This is a genomic window from Parasphingorhabdus sp., from assembly GCF_036568145.1.
Classification (GTDB): domain Bacteria; phylum Pseudomonadota; class Alphaproteobacteria; order Sphingomonadales; family Sphingomonadaceae; genus Parasphingorhabdus.
Genome location: NZ_DATCTC010000016.1, coordinates 156,167 through 168,591 on the forward strand (window position 1 = coordinate 156,167; position 12,425 = coordinate 168,591).

The 12,425-nt window shown below is 53.9% G+C and carries 5 protein-coding genes; all 5 read right to left on the reverse strand.

The features are described 5' to 3' along the window. Window positions 1–67: 67 nt before the first annotated feature. A complete protein-coding gene (locus tag VIN76_RS05045) occupies window positions 68–1,504 on the reverse strand; it encodes an aldehyde dehydrogenase family protein (protein ID WP_332040728.1) in 1,437 nt (478 codons plus the stop codon). Between the two features lie 24 nt (window positions 1,505–1,528). After that, a complete protein-coding gene (locus VIN76_RS05050) occupies window positions 1,529–3,175 on the reverse strand; it encodes an acetolactate synthase large subunit (protein ID WP_332040729.1) in 1,647 nt (548 codons plus the stop codon). A gap of 165 nt (window positions 3,176–3,340) precedes the next feature. Further along, on the reverse strand, window positions 3,341–4,303 hold the full coding sequence (locus VIN76_RS05055; RefSeq protein WP_332040730.1) for a D-2-hydroxyacid dehydrogenase: 963 nt from the start codon (window positions 4,301–4,303) through the stop codon (window positions 3,341–3,343). Further along, a complete protein-coding gene (gene cysS, locus VIN76_RS05060; protein WP_332040731.1) occupies window positions 4,300–5,781 on the reverse strand; it encodes a cysteine--tRNA ligase in 1,482 nt (493 codons plus the stop codon). The genes VIN76_RS05055 and cysS overlap by 4 nt, the downstream gene beginning before the upstream one ends. A 68-nt stretch (window positions 5,782–5,849) precedes the next feature. After that, on the reverse strand, window positions 5,850–12,407 hold the full coding sequence (locus VIN76_RS05065) for a hypothetical protein (protein ID WP_332040732.1): 6,558 nt from the start codon (window positions 12,405–12,407) through the stop codon (window positions 5,850–5,852). Window positions 12,408–12,425: the final 18 nt, after the last annotated feature.

Here is a 12,425-nt window from a genome sequence, read left to right on the forward strand (position 1 = left end):
CACCATTTTCCGCTGCATAGCGGGTCAGATGTAAATTTGCGATATTCAGGCTCCATATTGCCGGGCGCTATAATTTCCGGCGGATGACCAGATTACGGATTTCTGTCATGTCCTCCATCGCAAAGCGGATCCCCTCTCTGCCCAGCCCGCTATCCTTGACGCCGCCATAGGGCATATTGTCTACCCGATAGGATGACACGTCGTTAATCACGACCCCGCCGACATCAAGCCGGTCCCACGCATCCAGAGTTTTGAACAGATCGCGGGTAAAAATACCAGCCTGCAACCCGAATTTACTATCATTCACTTCATCAAGAGCAGCGTTGAAGTCACTGAATTTGGACAATAAAGCCAGCGGACCAAAGGCTTCCTCACGATATGCCGCCGCATTCCGGTCGACATTTTCAAGCAGGGTCGCCTCCAGCATGTTGCCGGTGCGCTCCCCGCCGCAAAGCAAGGTCGCTCCGTTCGATACGGCTTCCTCGATCCAGCCATGCAGGCGCTTTGCTTCGCCTTCGGAAATCATCGGGCCAATGAATGTGTTGCGGTCTTTGGGATCACCGGCGACCAGTGTCTTGGTCTTGGCAACCAGCATGTCTTTGAACTTGTCATAAACTGCTTCGTGGATAATGATCCGCTGGACGCCGATGCAGCTTTGGCCGGATTGATAAAAGGCCCCGAAAATAATACGCTCCAGCGCATCTTCCAGATCCGCGTCATGATCGACGATGACAGCGGCATTGCCGCCAAGTTCCAATATTACAGGCTTTTTCCCGGCTCTGGCTTTCAGGTCCCAGCCCACATCGGGCGATCCGGTGAAGGACAATAGTTTCAGCCGCTCATCCACGGTAAACAGGTCCGCACCGTCTCGGCTGGCTGGCAATATCGAGAATGCGCCTTTGGGAAGGTCTGTTTCTGCGAGCACCTCGCCCATGATAATCGCGCCAAGCGGTGTTTTTGAGGCCGGTTTCATCACAAAGGGACAGCCCACCGCAATCGCGGGCGCAATTTTATGTGCCGCGAGGTTGAGCGGAAAGTTAAACGGTGAAATGAAACTGCACGGACCAATCGGCACGCGCTTCCACATGCCCTGATAGCCCTTGGCACGCTCGGATATATCGAGCGGCTGGACCTCGCCATAATTGCGCGTTGCTTCTTCTGCGGCAATGCGGAAAGTGTCGATTAAGCGGCCAACTTCGCCTTCGGCATCCTTGATCGGTTTGCCCGCTTCGACGCACAGCGAATAGGCAAGTTCATCATAACGTTCCTTGAAGCGGTCCACGCAATGTTGCAGCACATTTTGCCGTTCATAGCTTGCCATGCGCGCCATGGGTTCGGCTGCTTCCACCGCGCCGGCAATTGCTTGCTCAATTATCTCGGGCGTCGCCCGTGCCGTCCGGAAAGCCACTTCGTTGGTGAACTTGTCCGTGACTTCCAGATCCTCGTTCGGCTGGACTGCGACATTGTTGAGGTAAAGGGGATAAACGTCTTTGAGCTTTGTCATATGCCTCTCGATTGTACCTTTATGTTACACCTTTTGGCTCAGTTCCTTGATCTCTTTATTAAGGATACGGTCATTGTCTGAATAGTCCACAGGGCAATCAATCAGGTGCACGCCTTCGCTATTCAGGCATTTGTCGATCGTTTCCTGAAGGTTTTGCGCGCTGGTGATCCGGTAGCCGTTGGCGCCATAGCTTTCTGCATATTTCACGAAATCCGGATTATCATATGTCAGACCCCAATCCTGAAAGCCCATATTGGCCTGTTTCCAGCGGATCATGCCATAGCTGTTGTCGTTGATGATCAGCACCGTGATATTCAGTTTCAGCCGGACTGCCGTTTCCATTTCCTGGCTATTCATCATGAAGCCGCCATCACCGCAAATCGCCATGACCTTGCGATCCGGATAGACCATCGCCGATGCCATCGCAGAGGGCAGGCCCGCGCCCATGGTTGCCAGAGCGTTATCAAGCAATACGGTATTGGGCTGCCGTGCCTTGTAGTTACGTGCGAACCAGATTTTATAGACACCATTATCGAGGCAGATGATGCCATCGGCAGGCATGCTTTCGCGAACTACCCTTACCAGATGCGGCGGATAGATGGGGCAGCGCATGTCGTCATCCATGGTCGCGGTATGCGCTTCTTCGGCGGCGCGGGCTTTATACATGGCATCGAAATTCCACGAACCCGATGGAACGATATCTTCCTTCATTTGCCAGATGGCGTTGCCAATATCGCCAATCACTTCGATCTGCGGAAAATAAACCGGGTCCACTTCGGCGCTGTTCATGGAAACATGAATGACCTCTGTGCTGCCGTCCGTCATGAAGAATGGCGGCTTTTCGATCACGTCGTGACCGACATTGATGATGAGGTCCGCGGCTTCGATGGCTTTGTGCACAAAGTCATTGGCGGACAGCGCAGCGCAGCCCATAAATTCTTTGTTGGTTTCATCGACCACGCCTTTGCCGAGCTGTGTCGTGACAAAGGGAATACCGGTTTTTGCGATGAACTGGGTCAGCATCCTGCCGGTTGTCGTGCGGTTGGCACCGCCGCCAATGACAAGAATGGGGGATTTGGCCTTTTCGATTTTGCTCGTAGCAGCGCGTATCGCTTTGGCTTCGGCAATTGGACGGCGGGAAAGGCTGGGCGCGATAGGCACGGAATCGGTCTGTTCATCCGCTATATCTTCGGGAAACTCGATATGGGTTGCGCCGGGCTTTTCTTTTTCTGCCAGGCGAAAGGCCTCGCGCACGCGGCTGGGAATATTGTCTGCAGAGGCGAGCTGATGCGTGAACTTTGTAATCGGGCCCATCATGTCAACAACGTCCAGAATCTGGAAACGTCCTTGCTTGGACTTCTTGATCGGCTTTTGCCCTGTGACCATCAGGATCGGCATGCCGCCCAATTGTGCATAGGCGGCGGCAGTGACAAGGTTGGTGGCACCGGGGCCAAGGGTCGCCATACATACGCCGGTTTTGCCGGTATGGCGGGCATAGGTGGCAGCCATAAAGCCAGCGCCTTGTTCGTGCCGCGTCAGAATGAATTTGATTTTCTTTGAACGCGACAGGCTATCGAGCATATCGAGATTTTCTTCGCCGGGAACGCCGAAAAGATATTCAACGCCCTCATTTTCAAGACATTGGACGAATAAATCAGATGCTTTGGTCATGTTAAATCTCCCCCCTGATCGTTATGACCAGTGATTGTTAAAGATTATGGCAACGACCACGAAATGGTTTTTCCCTCGAAAAAAGCCATCCCTACCCCTATATCACTGGTAGATAAGCTAAATTTTACATTGTGTCACGACTCAATAAATAAATTTTTCCCCGTTTTAATAGCCGCGATCCAGATCAGCGGCGGCGATCATTTCTTCGCCGTTACGGTAACGCTTCAAATTTTCGATAAAGCGGTCTGCTGCACGGTGAAACATCCGGGTTTGCGCTACGCCGGACTTGTGCATGGTGATAATGCAATTTTCCGCAGTCCAGAGCGGATCTCCTTTGGGCAGAGGCTCCGGCTCCGTCACGTCGAGAACCGCACCACCGATAGACTTGCTGTTCAGCGCTTGGACCAGAGCATCCTGATCGACCAGCGACCCGCGCGCCACGTTGACCAGCCATGCGGATGGTTTCATCGCCGCAAATTCGTCTTTTCCAAGCAGCTTTTGCGTTTCGGAAGTGGCCGGTGCAGAAACGATGACCCAGTCAAACTCCCCGATACGCGCGCGCCAATCGTCGGTGCCAATCACTTTTGTCCCGATACCGGCCGGATCATCGCTGGCGGTCCGCCGCACAGCGGTTATGGTCATGTCGAAACCGGACAGTTTTCTGGCAACCTGTTGGCCGATACCGCCATAGCCGATGATGAGCGCCTTGCTATCTGCCAATTCGGTGGTTCCGGGGGCCTGTTCCGGCCATTCCTGTTGCTGTTGAAGCTGGAACAATTTGTCAGATCGCTTGGCGGCGGCAAGCATGCCCATCACCACAAATTCGGCAATGGGGGAACTGTTAAGCCCCGCCCCGTTGGTGAGAATCGTGCCTTGTTGTTTCAACTGGGCGAGCGGGAAATGCTCTAACCCGGCATAGATGCTATTCAGCCATTTCAATTTGGTCGCGCTGGACAGCAGCCGGGCCATAACTTCTTTATCATATAAGTCGAACCAGCCGATTTCTGCATGAGGAGCGAGTTCAAAAGCCTCTTCCGTGCTGGTGAACCATGTGACATCCAGGTCATCGCAGTGGGGCTCAATCATCGGGCGAACCATCGTCGACAGTGCTGCAATCGGCTTAGTCATATCTTAATGCTCCATTCCCAGCGTAGCGGATCGCCGTCCATCAATTCGACGCCTTGGGCCATCAGCTCATCACGGATCGCATCGGCGGCGGCAAAATCCTTGGCGCTCTTGGCTTGTTGGCGCAGATCCAGCTTTTGTTCAATCTCAGTTTCGCTAATGGACACAGACTTGGGCCGCAACCGCAGGTCAGTTCTGGTCAGCGTTTCAAGGCCTAGCCCCAGCAACAAGTCGATTTCCTGCAACAACTCCATTCGCTTCGCGGCGTCGATTTTCTTTAGCGAAAGCAACTCTTCCAGCAACGGAATGACCGGAGGGCTGTTAAGATCATTGCTGATTGCCGCGTCCAGTTGGTCCCGGATTTCGGCAATTTTGGGGTGAGGCGGCTTTGCGCCCTGTGCAGTTTCAAGACGTTCCTTCAATCGCTCAACGCCCATGACGATGCGTTTCAGACGGGTGAGTGCTGCTATCAGGTTATCCCAGCTAAACTCCAGCTCGCTGCGATAATGGGCCTGCATACACATCAACCGGTAGGCGAGGGGATGGATGCCTTTGTCGATAAGCAGTTGCAGGCGCAAAAACTCCCCTGATGACTTTGACATTTTGCCGGATCGGTCGATCAGGAAATTATTGTGCATCCAGAATTGTGCGCCGCTGTGGTCGCAGCCGCTGTGCGCCTGATTCTGGGCAATTTCATTGGGGTGATGGATTTCACGGTGGTCGATCCCTCCGGTATGGATATCAAAGGGCAGGCCGAGCAACGCTTCCGACATGACGGAACATTCCAGATGCCAGCCGGGTGCGCCTTTCCCCCATGGGCTGTCCCATTCCATTTGCCGGCTCTCACCGGGCGGTGTTTTGCGCCAGATGGCAAAGTCGGCGGCATTGCGCTTTCCTTCCACCGTATCGATCCGGCCTTCGCCTTCTTCGGTCGCGGCGCGCGCCAGTCTGCCATAATCGGCAACGGTGGAAACATCGAAATACAGGCCACTGTCCAGTTCATAGCAATGTTTGTCGGCAATAGCCTTGGCATATTCTATCATCTGCGGAACATAATCGGTCGCGATGGACCAGTGGGCAGGCTGGCGAATGTTGAGCGCCTTTATATCTTCCCAATATGCCTCGGTATAATGCCTGGCGATGTCCCAGATGGACTGCGCCCGTTCGGCAGCCGCCTTTTCCAGCTTGTCCTCACCCGCATCGCCGTCATCGGTCAAATGCCCGACATCGGTGATATTGATGACATGGGTAAGCTTATAGCCTTTCCAGCTCAATGTCCGGCCAAGCAGATCGGCAAAGACATAGGCCCGCATATTACCGATATGGGGATAGTTATATACCGTGGGGCCGCAGGTGTAGACACGGACCTCGCCCTCATGAACAGGCGTGAAAACTTCCTGTGTGCGGGTAAGGCTGTTGAACAGCATCAGCGGCCGGGAAGCTGTGGAGACTGCGGCCATATTTTCGGTCGTTTCGTTCATGGATCACCGCCTAATGGCTTGCAGCATAAAAGGTCAACCGATCAATTTATGGGCAGCCTCAAGTGCATCTAATTGGCTGGATCGGTTTGGCCACATTCTGCGCTGCCATCTTCACAATCGCCTTCATCGCCATCATTGCCAGACCCGTTTGCACCGCTCCACAGGTCGTCATTACCGGCTCCGGTAACGGGGGCGTCTATCAATGGATCATTGATAAATTCCTCCACTTCCTTGATTTCGATAAGATTATTTTGAAGCGGACCATTGATTGACGAACCGTTTTCGCCAGAATCCATCTCTTCCTCGATAATATCCTGTACCGGGTCAATCACAGGGATTTCGGGCGTTGGATTTGGGTTCGGCGTTGGGGGCGGAGCGCCACAACTTGTCGGATCGACAATCAGACAGCCGTTGACTGTCGATGCCGGATCAAACTGACCCTCGATATTCGTCAGCTCAATGGTGTCAGCGCCCGATACACCGTCAATTACGCCATTGATGACAATATTGATATTATTGCCGCTGTTGCTGGAGCCAGTCAAAAGGCTGCCGACAGTAAAGCCCCGGCGACTGTTAAAGTCCCCGTCCGGCGCAGTATTCTGAATGAACAGATTTTCGCTGACAAAAAGCTGGGCATAGCCAGCCCGGATCAGGCCGCCGTCAAGATCAATGCCGTCACTATCCCCCAGACGCAGATCAATATCGCTGAGTGAAAGACCGTTGATATCGTCAAAAGCCTGATCGGTCATGGCATAGATATTCCGGGCGTTCAGTGACATAAAACCGACAGAGCCAAAGTCGTTATTGCCATCGGTAATCTGGATCACACCGCCATTGGCATTGATCTGAATGTCATCGAGTGCGATCATGTTCAAGCTTGATTCAGACACGGCATTGGTGAGGTTGAGGTTGCCGTCAACCCGTGTGGATTGACCGGAATCGATGTTCAGCGCACCGGCAAAGCCGAGCGTGGCCTCCGTCATTTGCCCTGCACTGGAGTCATCGATGCTCCGCACGGTCAAATCCTGAATGACCAGATCGGGCGTATCAGCGCCGGTGGCCTGAACGAAGATTGACAGGCTTTGATTGGCCCGGATGCGTCCAAATTCTTCTTCGGAAAGACTGAACACGCCGGTTGTTCCCGTGCCGCCCAAAATGGCCTGATTAACGCCGTTGCTCTCAATATAAACATCACTGGTCTGTGTGAATGTGCCAAGCTGGCCAGAAGATCCGATATTGATATCTGCCGATGACAGGTCAATGGCCGTTCCGGTCGCCAGCCCCTGAAGATTGATCAGGTTGCCAGCGATGATCGACAGATTATTGTTTGCATATGCGCCGGTCACGATATTGGCATCATTCGCGGCGGTAATGGTTATATCGCCGCCCGCCTGTGCCGGTATCTCGTTAATTGTAACCGAACCGCCGGTGCTGGAAAACAGAATATCGCCTGCCGCGGTTAAGCCGTAAGTGACCAGGTTTCCGGTCGATACGATGTCGATATTGCCATCTGTGGCTTCTGCAACGACCTCCAAATTCTCGGTCGATCTCAGAAATATATTCAGACCCCTCGCAGTCAGGCCACTTGTAAGGCCAGCAAAGGCGCGAACAGCTACATCTCCATCAGAGGCGCTGAGAAAAGCACTGCTGCCGATCAGGGTCTGAAGCTCAATGCCTTGCGCTCCTGTGACATCCACTGCGCCGGACGAATCCAGTGATCCGATGGTAACGACGCCGGGTGTCTCAATATTGATGCCGCTATCGCCGCCGACCCTATCGCCGGTGATACTGCCATCCATAGACAACAGATTTACATTGGAATCTGCGAAGAGACTACCAAAGCCGATGCTGCCGCCAGAGATAAAGTCGATCGAGGCATTTGACCGTAAACTGGAATCCGCAATCGCATCGATGCTTCCGCCGATATTGGCATTAAAATCGCCCACCGAAATAATGGAATCCCGCCCGGTTGGTCGATTGGTGTGAGTAATGATGAGGTTTTGCGGTGTATTAATGTCTGTGCCCCCGCCGACGTACAACTGTCCGTCACCGTCAAAGGTAAAGACAACATCACCGGCGACATTGACCGTGAAATCGCCCGCAACATTGGTCGTGCCGCTGTTGCCGGACATAAAGAATCCGCTGGCTGGTCCCGCGCCGGCCAATACCTCTGCATCCAGGGAGGCGAGGGAGATCAGTCCGGCCGGATCGGTGGATGTATCAATAATCTCAATACGGCCACCAAGGTCTGTTGGAATTAAATCATCAAACCCGTTGAAACCATTGGCGATCATGGAAACATTGCCAAGGGTGATGATGCCGGGGCTGCCTTCCTGCACTTCCAGAATGGCTGTTCCACCTGCCCCAGAGCCGTAGTCACCGCGGACACCGCTAATGCCTTCATTGGCAATCTCTACCAGCCCTGAATCACCGGCTCCGCCGCCTTGTCCAAGAGTGACAATCGTAACGTCATTGCCGGTTATCGTGCCGCCTTGTGCCAGCAAACGGGCTGTCCCGCCGGTACCTTGTCCGCCATTGCCGCCGTCACCGCTGGTATTTGAAATGGTATCGCCGCCTCGTCCGCCCTGTCCGCCGTAACCTGTGCTGGATAGCGTGAAGGCTTCGCTGTTAATCGTAACATTTGCTCCAGTGCGGACAGCAATTTCCGCTGTGCCGCCGGTCGCAGAGCCGCCATTGCCGCCAATGCCTCCATCGCCGCCGGAATTACTGGCTCCATCAGCGCCATTTCCGCCAAAGCCATCACTGAATATTGGAAGTGACTCGCTGTTTACGATCAGTTCAGCACCGGCACCGGAGACATCCAGCCGTGCTATCCCGCCAAAGCCATCACCGCCATTGCCGCCATCGCCAAGGATGGCGTTTGCAATGCCGCCATCGCCGCCCGTTCCGGTCGCGGTAATCATCTGGTCACCTAATGATATTGACGCGTTGGTGATGCCTAGAACCGCGGTCCCGCCGGTGCCATTCCCGGCGTTACCCCCGCTATTGCCGCCACCGCCTTTGGCACCGAGACCATTGGCATTAACCTGATAGGATGCATTGCCATTATCATCCTGCCCTAAAGTAATTCTTGCTTCCCCGCCGGTTCCGCTACCGCCATTTCCAGCATCCTGACCAACATAGCCGGCCGGTAGAAGGGGGGGAGAAAACGGATCAGTCTCCCGCACGGGTGCGTCGGGATCATTGCCTGCGTCCCCGCCGAAACCCATGGCGAGGACTTCGACAGACGATGATGAGCTGCTGGTACCAAAATTGCTGAAAATTGCGCTACCGCCAATCGCGTTACCACCATCACCTGCCCGCTGTGCCGGTTGTGCAGCCTGGATGTCGGACAAGGCATCACCGGCACGGCCGCCAGTGGCGACTGCCGCTATGCTAACCAGCGGAGCCGAAAGGGTTGCCGCGTTTTCAATGTTGATGACTGCGTTTCCGCCTAGCGCATCGCCGCCGTTGCCGGAATTGACACTGACACCGTCACCCCCTCTGCCACCCGTTCCGTTGCTGTGCACGGTCAAGTTTCCGGAGACGGTTAAACTTCCGGCGGTGGCATTGATGGTGATATTCCCGCCAGAACCGTTTCCTGCATTCCCGGCGGCCATGGCGTCAAGAAAATTGGCATATCCGCCATCGCCGCCAAATCCGTTGGCCGAGAACAGCATGCTATTTGCAGCTACATCTGCTCCGCCGATATTGAAAACGATATCGCCGCCTTGTCCGTCGCCCCCATCACCCACGACGCCTGGTTCCATAGAAAAGCCCATAGGATCAGAATTGCCGCCGAAGGAGCCCAATCCGTTGGACGACACCGACATTTCACCGACGGTGAAATTACCACTGTTCAGGTTGAATGTCGTAAGGCCGCCGACGCCGTTTCCGCCCTGACCACGGATTAGAATCGGCCCTTCCGAGAAATCTTCAATCTGGCCACTGGTGTCCGAACTGAAACTGTCGGCCAGGAAAGTGCCGCCATTGTCCATCGTAAAGGTGATGTTACCACCGATCCCCAAGCCCCGTTCACTGGCAAGGCCATCATCTATATTGCCGTATCCCGAACCGCTTGCCGTAAGCGATACCGAGGGGCCGCTAAAAGATCCTTCACTGATGGCTAATGTGCCGCCGTCAATATTAATGGCGATATCGCCGGCAGTGGCTGTTCCGCCCTGCGTAAACGTCCGTGCACCGGCATCAACGAACAAGTTTCCGCCCGTCATGCTACCGCCATTTTGAACCAGGACATTTATCGAACCGGTTGTCCCGTCCGTTGACGCATCGGCCGCCGCCCATGTAGTCCGACCGGTACCCAGAAAATAAAGCGGGGCATCCAACGAAGCATTATCAACCAACAGGTTTATGTTACCACTGTTCGTTGTGGTTCCCTCTGAGTTGACACGGGCCTCTGCATATAATTGCATAACACTAGTCAGGGACAGATTTGACCCGTTGACTATATTCAGAGATAAATCCCCGGCAGACCCATTGCCTACAATATCTTTCTCAAAGTACAGGCTGCCGCCATTCAGGTCGCTATTGTCAAAGGTGACATTCAGGACTCCGGCGGTTGCAATCCCGTCAGATTCATTCCCGTTGCCATCATATTGGATTCTTGCTGAGGCTGAATTTTGAAATGCCAGATTATTGGTGATATTAAGTGTGGCATCGGTGAAATTGGCCGTAATATTGCCAGCATTGGCACCGTTTTCGGACTCACCGAGATTGGGCTGGCCATTGAAACGGCCATTTTCGGTTGCTGTCGCACCAGTAAGGGCGAAGAGAGAATAGGTATTGATCAGGCCGCCAGTCACATCGAAATTGATGGTGCCGCCACTATTCGTCCCACCTGTGGATGAACCGAAAAAATTATTCCCGCTCATTCCCTCTGCGGCGAAAACCAGGTCACTTGCACCACCGTTGGTCAGCGTGCTTCCGGCACCATTGATATTGACATTGATTGTTCCGCCTGTGGCTTCCCCTGCAGTGACAGTTCCCATGATGGGTGCGGCAGAGACATCGAACATGGATACCTGATTCACACCATTGGCGTTGATGTCCAATAAACCGCCTGCGGTAATATCAAGATTAATCGTCCCGCCAAAGGTGTCGATTCCCTGCTCAAGGGACGCATCACTGCCTGAAAGGCCTATTATACCGGCGTTGACGTTGAGTTCATTACCCACGATCAACTCTCCGGACCCGCTCACCCTGCTGCCACTGCCGCTGATGAGAATATCTATGATACCGCCTTGTGTTTCGCTAAATGCGTTTACGGCCAGTTCTTCGGTGATGTTGATTGAAGAACTTTCACCGACAACTATCTGGGCTCCGTTGATAGCATTGAGCGTCGCGCCACCATCAATGTCAATCGTGCCGCCAGTGCTGGCTTCCATGCGGATTGCGTTGCCAGCTGTAAGGTCCATCTGGATGGAGGATGACGAGGCTCGCGATCCTGTAATCGCCGCACTATTAGTGGCTTCAAGAATGATATCGTTATTTGCAAAAGCTTCTACATCGCTGATGATATTCGCATCGGAAATGTTGATACTGGCGTTGCGGGTCGGATCGACGGTTTCATCAATCGTGTTACTAAAGCCATTGCTTGCTATGCTCCCGCCCGCGCTGAGGATAATAGTGCCATCCACTGAATTCTCTATGGCGGCGCTCGCAGGCATATAACCAACGGAACCGGACAGCAGCATGGTCATGGCCTGGTTTTTAGGGACAGCCACCATATAGATTGTGTGGTTATCGGCTTCGGGAGATCCGACAGGCACGATTCTGGGCGGCCCGCTCGTCGTGCCGGTATGTTCGATACCGCTGCCACTTTCAGAGCCAACGGTTACATTAATATCAAACAGGCCATTGTTGATCGTGATGTCGGCTTGTTCCGCCGCGACATAGCCGACCGACCCGTTGACGGTAACTGTGCCGCCTTGAACGATGCGCGGCGCAACCATGGCGACATAGCTATTATCTTCGAGCGCATTTATCTGTGCTGCGCTGGCGATTGTAATCCCTGATGTGCTGCCTGTCGGACCGTTAAAACGGATTTCTCCGTCGGCACCGAACAGACCGCCGGTTGTATCAATTGCATTGGTTGTCAGCAGCAATGAACCAACGTTAAAATTAGACCCGGCTCCGGCAATTATGCCCCCGGGGCTATAGAACCATATGTTCCCTGCGGTAATCCCGCTGCTCTGGCTGGTGACATTCCCGTCGATACTGATCCCGCGCGTTTGATTCGTCGGCACGATACGGTTGAGCACAGTATAATCGCCGCCATTGATAGTGTCGAAAACCAGACTATTATCGCTTGGCAGAAAGTTGATCGTGCCCGTGCCGGACTCATCGAAAAGAGTCCAGTCGAGTATGACCTGGCCGCTGTCAACAAAGACCGTATCAACCGTGGTATCAGGCATGAATGAGCCCGTACCCGAAGTGAATGTGGGATCGGCATTTACCGCATGACCACTAGGTGACGCCGCCTGGGCCAATGCCGTTTGAGGGGCCAGAGCAAGCAGGATCGTGGCCGCGGTGAGGGACCCGCTGGCCAGCAGTTTCAATTTAAGGAAAGATGCTGTCCGACCGCATAATTTTGTATCTTTTGTCATGGCTTTGCCTTTGATCGC